The organism is Rhodococcus sp. NPDC060086, assembly GCF_042730275.1.
Lineage (GTDB): Bacteria > Actinomycetota > Actinomycetes > Mycobacteriales > Mycobacteriaceae > Rhodococcus.
Genome location: NZ_JBHWWZ010000081.1, coordinates 1 through 15,965 on the forward strand (window position 1 = coordinate 1; position 15,965 = coordinate 15,965).

Annotated in this window: 15 protein-coding genes; 7 read left to right on the plus strand and 8 right to left on the minus strand. The window is 65.5% G+C overall.

Annotated features, from left to right (window positions below; translation table 11 throughout):
- Nucleotides 1-296 precede the first annotated feature (296 nt).
- Complete coding sequence (locus tag ACFWB0_RS24865) at nt 297-2,885, plus strand: multicopper oxidase domain-containing protein (protein WP_378493065.1); 2,589 nt, start codon at nt 297-299, stop codon at nt 2,883-2,885.
- Here ACFWB0_RS24865 and mqo read toward each other — a convergent pair.
- Entirely contained in the window at nt 2,816-4,291 is a 1,476-nt protein-coding gene (mqo, locus tag ACFWB0_RS24870) for a malate dehydrogenase (quinone) (RefSeq protein WP_378493066.1), read from the minus strand. The genes ACFWB0_RS24865 and mqo overlap by 70 nt on opposite strands.
- A gap of 91 nt (nt 4,292-4,382) precedes the next feature.
- On the opposite strand from mqo, the gene ACFWB0_RS24875 reads away from it, so the two are divergent.
- Complete coding sequence (locus ACFWB0_RS24875) at nt 4,383-5,318, plus strand: LysR substrate-binding domain-containing protein (RefSeq protein ID WP_378493067.1); 936 nt, start codon at nt 4,383-4,385, stop codon at nt 5,316-5,318.
- A 13-nt stretch (nt 5,319-5,331) separates the two neighbouring features.
- On the opposite strand, the gene ACFWB0_RS24880 is transcribed toward ACFWB0_RS24875, so the two are convergent.
- On the minus strand, nt 5,332-5,772 hold the full coding sequence (locus ACFWB0_RS24880; protein WP_378493068.1) for an acyl-CoA thioesterase: 441 nt from the start codon (nt 5,770-5,772) through the stop codon (nt 5,332-5,334).
- A gap of 82 nt (nt 5,773-5,854) precedes the next feature.
- Entirely contained in the window at nt 5,855-6,274 is a 420-nt protein-coding gene (locus ACFWB0_RS24885) for a glutaredoxin family protein (protein ID WP_378493069.1), read from the minus strand.
- Between the two features lie 78 nt (nt 6,275-6,352).
- On the opposite strand from ACFWB0_RS24885, the gene ACFWB0_RS24890 reads away from it, so the two are divergent.
- Nucleotides 6,353-7,054 carry a phosphatase PAP2 family protein gene (locus ACFWB0_RS24890; protein ID WP_378493070.1) on the plus strand — a complete coding sequence of 234 codons (702 nt, stop codon included), beginning with the start codon at nt 6,353-6,355 and terminating at the stop codon, nt 7,052-7,054.
- Here the strand turns inward: ACFWB0_RS24890 and ACFWB0_RS24895 are convergent.
- From ACFWB0_RS24895 to ACFWB0_RS24905, 3 genes are all read right to left on the minus strand, one after another.
- Nucleotides 7,014-7,487, minus strand: coding sequence for a carboxymuconolactone decarboxylase family protein (locus ACFWB0_RS24895; protein ID WP_378493071.1), 474 nt, complete (start codon nt 7,485-7,487; stop codon nt 7,014-7,016). The genes ACFWB0_RS24890 and ACFWB0_RS24895 overlap by 41 nt on opposite strands.
- A complete protein-coding gene (locus ACFWB0_RS24900; protein ID WP_378493072.1) occupies nt 7,484-7,813 on the minus strand; it encodes a GNAT family N-acetyltransferase in 330 nt (109 codons plus the stop codon). The genes ACFWB0_RS24895 and ACFWB0_RS24900 overlap by 4 nt, the downstream gene beginning before the upstream one ends.
- Before the next feature lie 82 nt (nt 7,814-7,895).
- Nucleotides 7,896-8,366 carry a MarR family winged helix-turn-helix transcriptional regulator gene (locus tag ACFWB0_RS24905; RefSeq protein ID WP_378493073.1) on the minus strand — a complete coding sequence of 157 codons (471 nt, stop codon included), beginning with the start codon at nt 8,364-8,366 and terminating at the stop codon, nt 7,896-7,898.
- Between the two features lie 79 nt (nt 8,367-8,445).
- On the opposite strand from ACFWB0_RS24905, the gene ACFWB0_RS24910 reads away from it, so the two are divergent.
- From ACFWB0_RS24910 to ACFWB0_RS24925, 4 genes are read left to right on the plus strand one after another with little or no spacing between them, the layout of a single operon-like run.
- Nucleotides 8,446-8,982, plus strand: a complete 537-nt coding sequence (locus ACFWB0_RS24910) for a VOC family protein (protein WP_378493074.1) — start codon at nt 8,446-8,448, stop codon at nt 8,980-8,982.
- Nucleotides 8,983-9,031: 49 nt separating this feature from the next.
- On the plus strand, nt 9,032-10,039 hold the full coding sequence (locus ACFWB0_RS24915) for a pirin family protein (protein ID WP_378493075.1): 1,008 nt from the start codon (nt 9,032-9,034) through the stop codon (nt 10,037-10,039).
- Between the two features lie 18 nt (nt 10,040-10,057).
- Nucleotides 10,058-10,843, plus strand: coding sequence for a pirin family protein (locus tag ACFWB0_RS24920; protein ID WP_378493076.1), 786 nt, complete (start codon nt 10,058-10,060; stop codon nt 10,841-10,843).
- A 32-nt stretch (nt 10,844-10,875) separates the two neighbouring features.
- Complete coding sequence (locus tag ACFWB0_RS24925; RefSeq protein WP_378493077.1) at nt 10,876-12,762, plus strand: SEC-C metal-binding domain-containing protein; 1,887 nt, start codon at nt 10,876-10,878, stop codon at nt 12,760-12,762.
- Between the two features lie 13 nt (nt 12,763-12,775).
- Here the strand turns inward: ACFWB0_RS24925 and ACFWB0_RS24930 are convergent, their stop codons facing one another.
- Nucleotides 12,776-13,789 (minus strand): hemolysin family protein, encoded by a 1,014-nt coding sequence (locus tag ACFWB0_RS24930; protein ID WP_378493078.1) that lies wholly within the window; start codon nt 13,787-13,789, stop codon nt 12,776-12,778.
- A complete protein-coding gene (locus ACFWB0_RS24935) occupies nt 13,782-15,167 on the minus strand; it encodes a hemolysin family protein (protein WP_378493079.1) in 1,386 nt (461 codons plus the stop codon). Before ACFWB0_RS24935 ends, ACFWB0_RS24930 begins: the two co-directional genes overlap by 8 nt.
- Between the last annotated feature and the right edge of the window lie 798 nt (nt 15,168-15,965).

The following is a 15,965-nucleotide window of genomic DNA, read 5'->3' on the forward strand; positions in this document are numbered from 1 at the left end:
AGCCCGACGGAAACCCACGTAAGACCTGCACTACGCGGGCGACGGGTACTGCCCCGGGAAGACCCACACCCCCGGGTGAGGGCCAACGTCGACGCTGCAAGGCGTCGACTCAGGACACACATTTGCACGTTTCCTGAACGGTTGTCCTGTCACGTGGTGGTCGCTGATCCCGTATCTCACTACTCTATTGCATCAGAGGACTTGGTCGGGCGTCTCCGAGGGACGAGGTCACTCGCCCGGTAGGTTCTACGACACTGGGCAGTATGCCTCCGTTGGGGCGGTCCTACCATCGAGTTGTGACCACCACACAGCCGGTGAAGCGACCCAAGAGTTGGCATCAACGAGCGGGTATGCCCGTGCGGGTGTGGCTCGTGCTGCTGATTCTCGCCGGGCTCACACACCCGTTCCTTCCGGAGTCGCGCTGGCTGCTCGTGCATCTGTTCACCCTCGGCGCCGTCACCAACTCGATCGTGGTGTGGTCGCAGACGCTTGCCGAACGATTTCTGGGATATCACCTCCCCGAATCCGAACGGGGGCCTCAGCTCGCCAAGATCTACCTGCTCAACGCGGGAATCGTCGTCACGATCATCGGTGTTGTCGGCGGGTGGTTCCCCGTCACCCTCGTCGGGGCGGTGCTCGTCGGAGCGATGGTTGCCTGGCATGCGATCTCGCTGTTGCTGCTTCTCCGGCGGGCGCAGCGATCGAGAGCCCAGGAGGGGGACGGCCCGGCCGAGCACGCGCAGAGCGTGTGGTTCCTCGTTGCCTCGTCGGCGATGCTGCCGTTCGGCGCCGGATTCGGCGCGGTGTTGGCCTACGGGGCGACCGCAGACACAGAAGCCGGATTCCTTCTAGCCCACCAGGCCATGAACCTTCTCGGGTTCCTGGGCTTGGCCGCTGCGGGTGTGCTCACCGTGATGTACCCGAATCTGATCGGGACGCAGAAGACAGGGACGCGGCGACGTCCTGTCGCTCTGGTCATTTTGCTCGTCGGTATCGCGGTGTTCATGGTCGGCGCGTTGACGGGGCATCCGCTCGTGGCGGCGGTCGGCTGCACGATCTACCTCGCCGGGTGGATCGTCGTGGCCGGTCCGCTACTGCGCGGCGCCCTCACTCATCCGCCCGCCGGGTACGCTGCCACATCTGTCACAGCAGCGATGCTGTGGCTGCTCGGGTCGCTGGCGAGCCTGGCGATCGTGCTCGCGACCGGTCCGATGGACCCCGACCGGGCGACGTTGATGACCGTGCCCTTCCTGGCCGGATTCGCGGCGCAACTGCTGTTCGGCGTCATGAGTCATCTGCTGCCCACTCTGATGGGCGGGGGACCCGCCGTCGTGGGTGGCGGCGTCGACAAGATGAACCGGTGGTGGGTCTGGCGGATCGTCGTCATCAACATCGGTCTGCTGCTGTTCCTGCTGCCTCTCGTGAGTTGGATGCGGGTCGGGGTCACCGCGCTGGTCATGCTCGCCTTCGTGATGTTCCTGCCGATCATGATCATCAGCGCCAAGGCGTCGGTGGCGGGTCGCCGAGCCGTGATGTCGGGACAGGCCGTACCCGACTACGTCCCGGCCACCCATCAGCGTGGGCTTCAGGCGACCTCCGCGCTGGCCTGCCTCGCACTCGTCGCCGTCGTCACATCCGGTATCGGTGGCGGGAGCATCGGTGGTCAGGACTCATCGGCCGGTGTCACCCCGACCGGGAACACCACCGAGGTCCACGTCGAAGCGGTCGGGATGCGCTTCACACCCGATACCCTCACTGTTCCGGCAGGCGATCGTCTCGTCCTCACCGTCACGAACGCCGACGATCAGGTGCACGATCTAGTTCTCGCGACCGGGCACGACACCGGCAGGCTGGCGCCCGGCGAGTCGTCGACCCTCGACGTCGGTGTGGTCGGCGCCGATATCGAAGGGTGGTGTTCGATCGTCGGACATCGGCAGCAGGGCATGGTGTTCCACATCGTCGCGGAAGGCGGCGACGACGTGACGGCCCACGACCACGGCTCGGCAGCCGGAGCGCCGACGGTGGACCTCGCCGCCGAACCCGACCCGGATTTCGTGGCCCGCGACCCGTCGCTCGCGCCCGCACCCGACGGGACGACCCATCGGTACACCTTCGAGATCACCGAAGTTCCTGGTGAATACGCCGTGGGTGTACCCCAGACGATGTGGACGTACAACGGACAGGCGATGGGCCCGACCCTGCGCGGTCGAGTCGGCGATATCTTCGAGATCACGATGGTCAACCACGGCACCATGGGGCATTCCATCGACTTCCACGCAGGCATGGTCGGACCCGACGAACCGATGCGCACCATCAATCCGGGTGAGGAGCTGATCTATCGCTTCCGGGCGGAGCACAGCGGAATCTGGCTGTACCACTGCGCAACCGCGCCGATGGCGATGCACATCGCTGCGGGGATGTTCGGTGCGGTCGTCATCGACCCGCCGAGCCTCGGCCCCGCCGACGCCGAATACCTCATGGTGCAGTCCGAGGCGTATCTCGGCGATGGTGAGGTCGACGCCGACAAGGTCGACGCCGGCACTCCGGATCTGGTGATGTTCAACGGGTTCGCCAACCAGTACCTTCATCGCCCATTGCACGCCGAGGTCGGCGACCGCCTGCGGATCTGGGTCCTCGATGCCGGCCCCAACGAGGGCGTCGGATTCCACGTCGTCGGCAGTCAATTCGACACCGTCTACAAGGAGGGGGCGTACCTGTTGCGCGCCGGCAACCCCGACAGCGGAGGCGCGCAGGTCCTCGATCTGGCGGTCGCGCAGGGTGGGTTCGTCGAACTGCAGTTCCTCGAACCCGGCACCTACACGTTCCTCAACCATCGGATGTTCGACGCCGGCCGGGGCGCCGAGGGCGCGATCGTCGTCGAATGACGTCGGGCAGTCTCGCGCGACAGATCCGGCATCAGATCCTGGAGCGCGGGCACCCATGAGTCCTGCTTGTTCGGGAAACACCGTTCGAGTAGTTCGACCATGACGGCAGGTGCGATCGATGCCCCCGGCGACGCACCGAGCAGCCCCGCGATCGTCCCGTCCGCGCTCGTGACCAGTTCGGTTCCGAACGTCAGCACACCGCGGCCGCGTTCATCCGGCTTGATCAGCTGTGCCCGCTGTCCGGCCTGCACGAGGGACCAGTCGGCGGGATCCGCTCCCGGATAGAACCGGCGGAGCTGAGCGAATTTGCGCTTCTTCGATGAGGTGAGCTGCCCGACGAGATACCGCACGAGCGCCAGGTTTCGCAGGCCTGCGGTGACCATCACGGTGGCGTTGCGCAGGCGAATCGTACGGAACAGGTCGGACAACCGGCCGTGTCGGAGTAGACGGGTGCTCAATGTTGCGTACGGCCCGAACATCAACGACGGTGTCCCGTCCACCATGCGCCGGTCGAGGTGCGGCACGGACATCGGCGGGGCGCCGACGTCGGCCTGGCCGTAGACCTTCGCGTCGTGCCGCGCGACGACCACCGGGTTGTCGGTGCGGAAGAACTGCGCTCCGACGGGGAACACGGCGTATCCCCGCACCTCGTCGACGTGTGCCTTCTGGAGCAGTGTCAGTGCGTGGCCGCCCGCACCCACGAAGACGAACCGCGAGCGCAGATGAAAGCGTTGCCCGCTGCTCCGGTCGCGGCCGGTGATCACCCACAGTCCGTCCTCACGGCGGTTCAGACCTGTGACCTCATGGCGCAGGCGCACGTCGGCGCCGCGGGCTGCGATGTCGTCGACGAGCCACCTGGTGAGTGCACCGAAATCGATGTCGGTGCCTGCGTGGTGGCGTGAGGCAGCCATGGGTCCGGTGTCGGTGCGGCCCTCGATCAACAACGGAGCCCACTCGCGGATGGTCTCGGGATCGTCGGTGTATTCCATCTCCGAGAACACCGGTGACGACCGCAGGGTGTCGACCCGAGTGCGCAGGTACTCGACGTCGCGTTCTCCGAAGACGACGTCCATGTGCTGTGCGGGAGTGAGGAACTCCGGCATGGTGCCGGTGTCGGTCAACGACGACCAGAACTGTCGGGAGAGGTGGAACCGTCGCGCGATGTCCTGCGCGGTCGTTCCATCGGTGGGGTCGGGCATGTAGTTGAGTTCCGCGTAGCCGGAATGCCCGGTACCCGCGTTGTTCCACGCGCCGGAACTCTCCCCGGCGATCTCGTCGAGGCGTTCGAGGAGGATGATCGAGGCGTCGGGTTCGAGGCGGGACATCATCGCGCCGAGGGTGGCGGACATGATCCCGCCGCCGATCAGGACGACATCGTGGATGGTGTCGGATGTGTTGTCGCGCATGAGGAAACACTCCTTCTGTTGCCGGTGCCCCGAGCCTCCTCCGTCCATACCGATTCGTCCAATGAATGATTCGATGCTTTATAATTCGAATATGGATCAATGGGTTTCCTCAGATCTGGCCGAGATGGTGCCCCTGCTCGCCGCGTTCGACGCGGCCGCGATGGAGGGGCATATCACTCACGCGGCGGCTGCGCTCAGCGTGCCGCAGTCATCATTGAGCAGGAGACTGAAGATGCTCGAGCAGATCCTGGGGGTGGCGCTGTTCCAGCCGGCCGGGCGGGGCGTCGCCTTGACCGCGGCGGGCCGGGATCTGCACGAACGCACCCACGGAGCGATCCGAGAACTCGACGACGCGGTGCATGTCGTACGCAGCAACGCCGACCCCGAGAGTGGATCGGTCCGGTTCGGCTTTCCTCTCACTCTCGGTCCGGTGAGCGTTCCCTCGCTCCTCGCCGAATTCCACGAGGCCGCACCGCGCATCCGGTTCGGCCTCGTCCAAGCCCACGGCGAAGCGCTGTGCGCGATGGTTCGGGAGGGTCGTCTCGACCTCGCTGTGGTGATCCCACCCCCGGACGACCTGCCCGTCGTCCACCTCGGAACTCAACGCATCCTGCTGTATGTCGCGCCGTCGCACCCGTTTGCGGAGCGGACGCAGATCGATCTCGCCGATCTCGCCGCCGAGCATTTCATCGCCAACCCGCCCGTGTATCACCTTCGTCGACTGCTCGACACCTGGTGCAAGGACGCGGGTTTCGTACCGCGTGTGGCGTTCGAGATCGGGGAGTTCGAGACGGCACGCGCCCTCGTCGCCCAGGGATTGGGTGTTGCACTGTTACCGGCCTCCGAGCGCAGCGCCGCCTCCGGCAGCGACATGTCCCGCGACGACCTGGTCGGGATTCCGTTGACGGGACACCGCGATCGCGACATCGGTCTGATCAGGGGGAATCACCGTCCGACACCGGCCGTTGCGCGGCTGCATGATCACATCGTGCGCAGAGCAGGTGCGTTCGTGCCCGGAGGACGGTGATCACCGGAGACGATCAGACCGGCAGGTCGAGCAGATACTTGTCCAGCACAGCACGCACCTTGTCGGAGATCGGTGCCGCGCCGCCTTCCGGCCGCATACCGACATCCACCGAAGTTGCGAGCGCGACGCATCTGCCGTGCTGGAACAGTGCCGAGCCGAGAATCATCGACGACGTGCCCACCTTCGACACCCCGGTGGAGATCATGACCTCGTGCGGGTAGAACACCTCGGCGAGATAATCGATCTCGATCCGGGCGAGTACCGCGCGTTCGAATGCAGGGCCGCCCAGAACCGAGGTGAGTTCCTCCATGACGAGAACGCGTGCCTGTTCGAAGTATCGGGCGATCGCCACGTTGTTGACGTGCCCGAGCGAGTCGACGTCACCGAACAAGGGGGTGACTGCGCGGCGCAGAGGGTACAGCTCCTGCGACAGTCGTCGCGGATCGTGGCGCATCGGGGGACCGGCCTCTCGGGTACAGGTGCACTCGCTGATCCAAGATACCCACGGTCGAAGGAGGACGACGTGTCGATCTCGCTCAGCGGAGTTGCGCGCGCATCCACTCGGGGTCGGGATTGGTGTGCGCCCTCTCCCCGAGGAACACGGTGGGCACCGTCTCATTGCCGTCGTTGACCTCGCGCACCCGTGCCGCCGCTGCGGGATCGCGCCAGATGTTCACCCAGATCGCACGATCGGCGCGACGGAACAGGGATGCCCGCAGGCGCATGCAGAACATGCACCCGGGGCGCCAGTAGACGACGGGGGTGTTCGTGCCGGCGGCCTCGAGCCGGGCGGTCGCATCGTCGACGTGACGCGGGAAGAGCAGCGGGGATCCGATCCAGGCGAGCACGAACAGGACGACCGCGATGGCGATCGAGGCCGGGTCGAGAGCTCCGGTCGCCACTACGAGCACAGCGACCGCAGCGATCGCCAGCGACGGCACCCAGGTTCTCCACACGAGTCCAGCGTACTGCCGGTCGCCGCTCGGACGAGCCGAACTCCGAGCGGGTGGGCCGTCAAGCTAGCGTTGTCGATCATGGTCGTCACCGAGCGTTCACCGCGCATTTCCTCGCGGTTGGTCCAGTCGATGCTGTTACCTGCTATGCCGACAGCCGTCGTCCTGGCACTGCTTGCTGTAGCAGCAGTGCCCGTCCGCGACGAGCTCTATCTTGCGATCGCGCAGACATTCGAGGCGTCGTTCCTCGGGTCGGCGGCTGGGATCGTCGCCGACAAGGGACTGCTCGTCCTCGTGGCCACCGCAGGTGTACTCGCCGTGTGGTCCTGGCTCCGGGATCGACGGGCTTTCCGGACTCTCGTAGTGGCGGGAGTCGGGGTGATCGCCGCATATCTGCTCAGCGAAGTCATCAAGCTGGTGGTGACCGAACCGCGGCCCTGCCGGACATTGGGTATCGCGACCGTCCTGGAGTGCCCGGAGATCGGTGACTGGTCGTGGCCGTCGAACCATTCCGTGATCGCAGCGTCGTTTGCCACCGCGTGTGTGCTTGCCGTCCCCCGGATGCTCTGGTTCGTTGCCCCGCTTGCCGTGGTGCTCGGTCTCTCCCGTGTCGCCGTCGGCGTGCACTACGTCCACGATGTGTTTTCCGGCATGGCGTTGGGCGTCTTGGTGGTGTCGCTGGCGACGGCGGCCCTTCTCCCGGTCGTGGCCCGAATCGGTGCCCGTTCGGGACCCGATCCGGTCAGGACTTCCAGTCGGCCGGCCGGACCTGGTGGCGGCTGAGGATCGAGATGCGATTGAACGAGTTCATGGCAATCGCGACCCAGATGATCGCGGAGAGCTGCTCGTCGTTCAGTGCCTTCCGAGCCTCCGCGTAGCGGCAGTCCTGTTCGTACGACGAGGGAAGGTCGGTCACCAGCTCCCCGATGGTCAGCGCGGCGCGTTCCGCGTCGGTGAACAGGTCGGTGTCGCGCCATGCGGGCAGCACGGCGAGGCGCTGTGCCCGCTCGCCTGCTTTCAGTGCGTCACGAATGTGCACGTCGAGGCAGTAGGCACACCCGTTGATCTGCGACACGCGGATATTGACGAGTTCGGTGAGCTTCCGGTCGAGGCCTGCCTTGCTCACGGCGTCTCGGACTGCCACTGCGACGGCCACCTGCGCGCGGTATACCGGGCGGGTCTGCTTGTCGATGGAGATGCGCTCGGCGTGGTTCATGCGGGCCCTCCGGGCCGGTCCACGATGTTGTCGTAGTCGTGGTGCTTGGTCACGTACTTCGCGACGTACGGGCATACCGGCACGATGCGGCCGCCATGCGCGGCGACGTCGTCGAGCGCGAACTTCACGAGGCGGCCTGCGAGACCGACTCCGCCGTAGTTCTCGTCCACCTCGGTGTGGACGAACACGCGCTGGGTGCCTTCACCGGCGCGGTAGTCGGTGTGCCCGATGATGGTGTCGCCGTCGTGGATCTCGTAGCGGTTGCGCTGGGGATTATGGGAGACGGCGATATCGGCGAGGCGGGGGTCCGGGGTGTCCGTGGGCATGTCTGCATCCTTCCGGTAGTGCGGCCGGCTTCGAGCGTAGCCGCGAAGCGTCGAGGGATCGGCCGTGTGCGTGGCCCGGTCTTCAGGTGGTGCTCCTGCGTTCCTGCATTCGGTCGCGGATGGCGGTGAAGGCGCCGGCCATCACGGTGATGTCGTCGGGGGAGAGGGCGTCGAATACGGCCGAGCGTACTGCGGTGACATGCCCGGGGGCTGCGTCGGCGAGTGTCGCGGCGCCTTTGTCGGTCAATTCGGCCCACGCACCTCGCTTGTCGGATTCGCATTCGACGCGTCGAACCCAGCCCGCGGTCTCCATTCGGGTGATCGCGCGGGTGATGCCGCTGCGCGTCGTGGTGCTCGCGTCGGAGAGTTCCCGCATCCGTAGTCTGCGGTCGTCCGCTTCGGAGAGTAGGACGAGGATCTCGTAATCGGCGAACGAGATGCCCGAGTCGCGCACCAACTGCTTGTCGAGGTCCTGGAAGAGCATGCGGGTGGCATCGAGGTACGAACGCCACAGCCGGTGCTCGTCGTGTGTCAGCCATTTCGTCGGTTCCATACCTCGACCCTAACAGATAGTTGACGGCGCAACTATTATTTGTCATGATGATTGAGAGATCAACTAGTCCGGCAGTGGAATGCCCACCGTCGATGACCGGAGGAGGACCGATATGACCGCCACCGCGCAGGTCGACGATTCATTCGCGCAGCGACGCGACGAGATCCGCGACCGCTACCTGCAGCCCGAAGGCTCACGTCCCGAGTCGTCGGCGCGCGGATTGCACCACACTGCGATCGTGAGCAGCGACGTCGAGCGCACCGTGAAGTTCTATCAGGAACTGCTCGAATTTCCCCTCGTCGAACTCATCGAGAACCGTGACTATCCCGGGTCGTCGCACTTCTTCTTCGACATCGGAAACGGAAACCTGTTGGCATTCTTCGACTTCCCCGGCCTCGGCGTCGGCCCCTATCGGGAGGTCCTCGGCGGACTGCATCACATCGCCATCAGTATGGAACTCTCCAGATGGGAGCACCTGCGCGAGAAGCTGACCGCTGCCGGCGTCGAACTCGCCGAACACAGCGAGGTCTCACTGTACTTCCAAGGCCCCGACGGCGAACGGCTCGAGCTCATCGCCGATCCGCTCGGAGAAATGTACGGCTCGATGATCCTGTAGCGCAGACTGTCCTATGAGATCCGCACCAGACCGGAAGGCCACGATCGAGATGAGCAACACGGACACCACCCCCACCGAGATCCGCTGCCAGACCGAGAACCATCGGGTCGAGGACACCCGGAACCCACGTGTCGAGATCATCACCTCGCGTGAAGTGCCCCTCGGTGGTCCACGCGCCATGCCGGTTCGGCGAACCCTGCCCCAACGACAGCGCTCACTCATCGGCGCGTGGTGCTTCGTCGACCATTACGGACCCGACGACGTCTCCGCCACCGGTGGCATGGATGTCGCGCCCCACCCACATACCGGCCTGCAGACCGTGAGCTGGCTGTTCACCGGTGAGATCGAGCACCGCGACAGTCACGGCGTCCACGCCACGGTGCGCCCGGGCGAGATGAACCTGATGACCGGCGGACACGGTATCTGTCACTCGGAGGTCTCGACGGCCGCCACCAGTACCTTGCACGGTGTGCAGCTGTGGGTGGCCCTGCCCGACTCCGATCGCGACGCCCCACGCGACTTCCAGCATCACGCTCCCGAACCCGTCGATCTCGGCGGAGGCACCGGCAAGGTGTTCCTCGGCACCCTCGCCGGCAACACCTCGCCGGTACACACCTTCACACCGCTGCTCGGAGTCGAGATCATCGTCGACCCCGACGCCACCATCACGCTCGACGTCGATCCCGAGTTCGAACACGGAGTCCTCGTCGACACCGGAGAGGTGACACTCTTCGACACCGTGCTGCAGCGGGCGGCGCTCGGCTACGTCGGCACGGGCGTACCCCGGCTCGCCCTGACCAATCTCACCGATGAACCTGCACGCCTGATCCTGCTGGGCGGCACGCCGTTCGGCGAGGAGATCGTCATGTGGTGGAATTTCGTCGGTCGCTCCCACGACGAGATCGCCGCCTACCGCGACGCCTGGCAGAGCGAATCGGACCGGTTCGGACGTGTCGAAGGCTACGTCGGCGACGTCGCACGTCTTCCCGCCCCGAGCCTGCCGAACGCCCAGATCCGCCCCCGCCGTAACCCGCCCACCGCAGATCCGAACTGCTGACCCGGAGAACCGATCATCATGAGCACCACCGTGAACGAACCGCGCCTCGATGTCCGCCGCGCCGATGACCGGCCGAAGACCAAGATCGGCTGGCTCGATTCGAAGCATTCCTTCTCCTTCGGTCACCACTACGACCCCGCGAACACCCACCACGGTGTGCTGATGGTGAACAACGACGACATCGTCTCCCCAGGCCAGGGCTTCGACACACATCCCCATCAGGACATGGAGATCGTCACCTGGGTACTGCAGGGCTCCCTCGTCCACCAGGATTCGACCGGCCACTCCGGCGTCATCTACCCGGGTCTGGCCCAGCGCATGACCGCAGGCTCCGGCATCCTGCACTCGGAGAAGAACGACTCGTGGCGCTTCGACGGTGCCACCGGTCTGCACGCCGAGCAGCACGACACCCCCGTGCACTTCGTCCAGATGTGGGTGCTGCCCGATGAGGCCGGAGTGGCCCCGGGCTACGAGCAGCTCGAGATCGACCACGAATTGCTTTCGGGCGGCCTCGTTCCCGTTGCCTCCGGAATGAAGAACCACGCCGACCACGCGGCGATCCGCATCCGGAATCAGTACACAGCGCTGCACGTGTCGCGGATGCGGCCCGGCCACCCGGTCTCCCTGCCGGATGCGCCCTACCTGCACGTGTTCGTCGCGCGGGGCAGCGTTGCGCTCGAAGGAATCGGACTGCTCGCCGAAGGCGACGCGGTGCGAATCAGCGGAGGCGGTGGCCAGCAGCTCACCGCCGACTCCGGAGCCGAGGTCCTCGTGTGGGAGATGCACGCCTCCGTCGGCGGCTGACCCCGGTCGGAGCGCCGCCGTAGGCTCAGGTCGTGGATTCTTCACCGACCGACCTCTCTGCCACCGAGACAGCGCTGCTCCGCGACGGCGGCCCGCACACCCTGCCGGCGCTCGCCGCCGCGCTCGCCGCCCAGGGTTTCGGCGACCCCGCGCAGATCGAGGCCGCGATCGAACTCGGTGATGCCCTCGTAGACCCCGTGATCAGCGAGCTGCGCGACGGGCGCTTCATCGCACTCGACGCAGTGCTCGAGGGTCGCGTCTTCACCCATCGGCTCACCGCGGAAGAGATCGAGGCGAATGCCCTCGAGATGTTCGACGTGTTGCTACCCGCCCTGATTCTGCCGAACGACCCACCGATCAGCGTGGGTGTTCCCGGATTCCACGACGAGATACTCGCTTCTCGTGCACTGTCCGGCAAGGGCTGGGCGAAATTCGGCGTGGTGGTCCTGCCCGAGGGGTTCCTGGCGTCGCGCAGGGTCGGCGACCTCGTCGCACTCACTGTCCGACACGGAGAGGTCACCGTCGACCATGTCGGAGACGAACCGGCACCGGGCACGCTCGGCGAGTGGATCTCGGCGATGTCGGAGCGCGAATCCGATCTCTACATCGAAATGGATCTGCTCGAAGCGCTCGTCGCCGACCCGCAGCTGGCTCGCGACACGTGCGCACCGCTGAGCGACCAACTCGCGGACACAGGATTCGAACGTGCGGGCAACAAGCTGATCCGGGCGGGTGCCGTACCCGCTGCCGGTCCGGTACCCGCTGCCGGTCCGGTCGAACAGGAAAGCGCCGCATCCGAGTGGTTCGGCAAGGCGTTCGGTCTGGACGCCGACTCGGCGCGCGCCGCGACGCGTTTCCTGGCACTCCTGACGTCGTGGTCACTCGAGGAAGACGACGTCGAGTTCTCGCTCGATGCCTACCTGGAGGAGTGCTTCGACGATCCCGAGACACTGATACCACTCGCGGACCCTGCTGTCGCACAACTGGTGTCGGACGAGGCCCTGTTCCGGCTCGGTATCGAACCGCATGTGATGGTGCAGGCCACCGAACAGCTGCTCCGCCGCGGATCCCGCACCACCAGGGCGGGCGCACACTGGATGATCGGACGAGCCGAACTGGCACGTGACGACGCGCTGGAGGCCGAACGACGCTACCGGCTCGCAACCTCGGAGGATCCCGGCTTCTCACCGGCGCTGAACGATCTCGCGACCTTCGCAGCGATGCGAGGCGATACGACCACGGGTCTGCTGTTGCTCGAACGCGCCGAGGCCGGAACGCAGCACCCGATGTATCCGTTCCTACAGCATTTCAAGCCGGTCGAGCATCCGGAACTGGGCCGCAACGACCGCTGCTGGTGCGGTTCCGGCCGCAAGTACAAGGTGTGCCACCTCGGTAAGAGCGACACCTCGCTCGAGCACCGCGCCGTGTGGTTGTACGCGAAGGCAGGTCTGATCATCGACCAACCGCGCTGGCAACGGCTCTTCGCCGAGGTCGACCAGGCCCACCACGACGTGCGGGTGGTGTCGGACGTCGTACTGTTCGACGGGGGAGCGTTCGACCATTTCGTCGAGCACTGGGCCACACTGCTTCCCGCCGACGAACGCGACCTCGCGCAGCGGTGGCACGGTGCGCCGCTCGTCATGGGTGTACTCGACGAGGTGCGTCCGGTCGACGGATTCACCGTTCGCGACGTGCGCAGCGGAGAGAGCATACGGGTGATGGACCGGACTGTGGGTGACGACGTGAGCGTCGGCGCGACCGTCGTCGTACGGCCACTCCCGGTCGGCGACGAGTGGCACAACTACATCGGTGTCCACCCGGTCGCCGACGGTCGTCACGAGGAGATGCGTGCACTCCTCGGCGCACCGGAGCTGTCCCTACAGGCCCTCGGGCATGTGCTCGGGGGCAGCGACCGGTGACGTCGAAGGAGCCTCAGGCGGCGTCGTGCTCCGACGGGAGCAGCCGTGCCAGAACGTCGGTGAGGGTGATCAGCCCGACCACCTGACCGTCGTCGGTCACCGTCGCGAGATGATTCCTGGTCTCGCGCATCGTGCCCAGCGCCTCGTACACCGGAATCGCCGCGTCGAGAGTGAGCGCAGGCCGCATCAGATCTCGGGCCGTCACGCCGTCGCCTGCCTGCAGGCTGTCGCGCACATGGACGACACCGTCGATGTGTCCGTTGCCGCGCACCAGGAGTCGCAGGTGCCCGGTCCGGCGGACCGTGTCCTGGATCTCCGCAGCGGTTGCCTCGGGCCGCACACTGCTCGGACGTGCCTTGGGGGTGACGATGTCGCCCACGGTGAGCGCCTCGAGTTCGAGTGCACTGCTCAGATGACCGTGGTACCGCTCGTCGAGTGTCCCGACGGTGGCGGAATGCTCGACGAGGTGACGCAACGCATCGGGATCCTGACCCGATGCGACCTGATCCACCGCTTCCACTCCGACCTTGCGCAGAATCCAGTTCGCCATGTGGTTGAGCCGCACGATGACCGGACGGGTGCACCACATGAAGGCGCGCATCGGAAGGGCGAGCAGTGTCGCCGACTTCTCCGGATGGGCGATGGCCCACGACTTGGGCGCCATCTCACCGACGACGAGGTGCAGGAACGTCACGATGATCAACGCCAACACGAATCCGGCGACGTCGGCCAACCACAACGGCGCACCCCAACTCTCGAACACCGGTGTGAGCCAATGGTGGACCGCAGGCTTGGTGATCGCACCGAGCGCCAGTGTGCACACCGTGATGCCGAGCTGCGACCCTGCAAGCAACACCGACAGTTCCGACGCGCTGCGCAATGCAGCACGAGCCGAACGACTGTCCGGCGCAGCATCTTCGAGCCGGTGACGTCGCGCGGCGATCAAGGCGAATTCGACTGCGACGAAGAATGCGCTGGCCGCGATCAGCATCACGGTCGCGATTGCAACCACCCAGGGGTTACTCATGGCCCTTCACCTCGTCGTCCTTCACTTCGTCGTCGCTGCGCAGTGTTGCGAACACCGAGGACGGAACGTGCTTGTCGACTGCCCGAACCTCGACGACGAGGTGCTTCGAGCGGGGGGCCGACTCGCGCACGAGATCGGCCGGATCGGGATCGACGGCAATGGTGACCGTGTCGCCCACCTCGGGGAGCCCGCCGAACTCAGCGATCACCAGGCCCGCGAGAGTTTCGTAGTCGCCCTCGGGAAGCTCGGCATCGAGCGTGCGGATCACCTCGTCGAGGTGTACGTCGCCGCGAATGAGCCAACCGTCGCCGGATCGGGTGATCACCTGGGTCTCGAGTGCGGGGTCGTGTTCGTCCGCGATCTCACCGACCAGTTCCTCGGCAATGTCCTCGACGGTGACAACTCCGGCGAATCCGCCGTATTCGTCGATCACCAGCGCCATCTCCTCGCCTTCGGCGTTCAGCTGCGCCAGCACCTCGGGTAGCGACAAAGTCGTCGGCACGATCACCGCGGGGCGGCACACGTCGCCGACGGTGCCCGTCGGATTCTCGATCCCCAGCAGGTCGTGCAGATGCACGACGCCCCGAACATCGTCGGACGATGTGCCTGCAACCGGGTAGCGGGTATGACCGGTGCCCATCTTCTCCAGGACGCTGGCAACGGGTTCATCGATGTCGACGAAGTCCACGCGCGCCCGGGGGATCATTGCGTGCTCGGCGGTGCGGGTCGGGAAATCGAGGATCCGGTCGAGTAGCTTCGACAGCTCGGGATGCAGCTCACCGGTGTCGCGGGATTCCGCAACGATGTGTTCGAGGTCGCGGGGGGTCGCCGAATGCTCCACATCGTGGACCGGCTCGATCCGCAACGCCTTCAGCAGCAGGTTCGACGAGGCGTCGAACAGACGGATCAGCCACCCGAAGATCTTCAGATACACCGTCGTGGACAGCGCGAGCCACCGGGCGACCGGTTCGGGCCGGGCGATCGCGAGGTTCTTCGGGACGAGCTCACCGAACACCATCTGGACCACGGTGGAGAACAGCACCGCCAGAACGGTGCCGACAGCGACTCCGACGGCGGTGGGTACACCCACGCCTCCGAGCGCCACGCCGAGACCGCTACCGATCAGAGGTTCGGCGACGTAACCGACGAGCAGGCCTGTGACGGTGATTCCGAGCTGCGCGCCGGAGAGCATGAAGGAGGTGCGGCGTGTGACAGACAGGACGCGTGAGGCTACTTTGTCTCCGCTTTCGGCGCGGGCCTTCATCCGCGAGCGGTCGACCGCCATGTAGGCGAATTCCTGGGCCACGAAGTAACCGGTCAGAGCGGTGATGGCCAGGACGACGAAGATTCCGAAGGCGATGCCGAGCGCGGTCAGCATCCGGGATTCCGGCTTCCGGGAACGAAGCGGGGTTCAGGGACGGGGTGGTCGTCGACGGACGGGGCGGGTCTTCGCGGTTTGCGCTTGGCGCGTCTCATGGTTCTCTCTGTGTGTAATCGCGGACAGATACCCACTCAGGATAAGGGGACATACCTGGGTGAGGAGGACCGACGCCCTCGGGTCGCTGTGCTTCTCGCACCGGTGCAGCGCCGTCGTGAGATCGGCTGGCCCTCGATGAACGCCGGATGACGGTGTGAAGAACCCTCGGGTGCAGCGTGTCGTGAGCGAATGAGCATCGAATTGGTGGATTGTTTCGGTTTGTCCGATGTGTCGAATCCCGCCGGTGTGAAAGCTGCTCGGTGGTGTGTAATTTCGCTTCTTCTCGACATTGTCCGAGATCAATGTCGAGGTGGGGCGGAATCCTGCCCCGAATGGGCCGTACTTCGCAGGATTGGGTCTCTCAGCTGGGGAAATGGAGAGTGTTTCGCGGTTGTGATCGATTCGTGATTTGCTCCGTACGAGTTGTATGTGATGTGGAACTCAGTCGCCTGGCGCTGCGAGATTCGAATTTTCTGGTAACAATTGATTTGCGTTCGTTACCGCGATCGCACCGCTGTTGATTCTCCACAGATGGGATTTACACCATGCTCGCTGATCTGGCCGAATTCTTCGTCAACGCTGCCGACCTCTTCGGTGCACTCGACTTCTTCAGCGGTTCCGCTGAGGGAATCAGCAGCGCCAACCAGTAAGGCTGTCGACGAGCGGACCCGCAGGCAGCAGCCTGCGGGGCCCCCTCGT

Coding starts and splice junctions, on each gene's coding strand:
- mqo (WP_378493066.1), bottom strand. CDS start 4,291: ATGCGCGACAACACATCCGACACCATCCACGATGTCGTCCTGATCGGC.
- ACFWB0_RS24905 (WP_378493073.1), bottom strand. CDS start 8,366: ATGGAACCGACGAAATGGCTGACACACGACGAGCACCGGCTGTGGCGT.
- ACFWB0_RS24910 (WP_378493074.1), top strand. CDS start 8,446: ATGCCCACCGTCGATGACCGGAGGAGGACCGATATGACCGCCACCGCG.
- ACFWB0_RS24930 (WP_378493078.1), bottom strand. CDS start 13,789: ATGAGTAACCCCTGGGTGGTTGCAATCGCGACCGTGATGCTGATCGCG.
- ACFWB0_RS24895 (WP_378493071.1), bottom strand. CDS start 7,487: ATGAACCACGCCGAGCGCATCTCCATCGACAAGCAGACCCGCCCGGTA.
- ACFWB0_RS24880 (WP_378493068.1), bottom strand. CDS start 5,772: ATGCGCCACGATCCGCGACGACTGTCGCAGGAGCTGTACCCTCTGCGC.
- ACFWB0_RS24920 (WP_378493076.1), top strand. CDS start 10,058: ATGAGCACCACCGTGAACGAACCGCGCCTCGATGTCCGCCGCGCCGAT.
- ACFWB0_RS24875 (WP_378493067.1), top strand. CDS start 4,383: ATGGATCAATGGGTTTCCTCAGATCTGGCCGAGATGGTGCCCCTGCTC.
- ACFWB0_RS24915 (WP_378493075.1), top strand. CDS start 9,032: ATGAGCAACACGGACACCACCCCCACCGAGATCCGCTGCCAGACCGAG.
- ACFWB0_RS24900 (WP_378493072.1), bottom strand. CDS start 7,813: ATGCCCACGGACACCCCGGACCCCCGCCTCGCCGATATCGCCGTCTCC.
- ACFWB0_RS24890 (WP_378493070.1), top strand. CDS start 6,353: ATGGTCGTCACCGAGCGTTCACCGCGCATTTCCTCGCGGTTGGTCCAG.
- ACFWB0_RS24935 (WP_378493079.1), bottom strand. CDS start 15,167: ATGCTGACCGCGCTCGGCATCGCCTTCGGAATCTTCGTCGTCCTGGCC.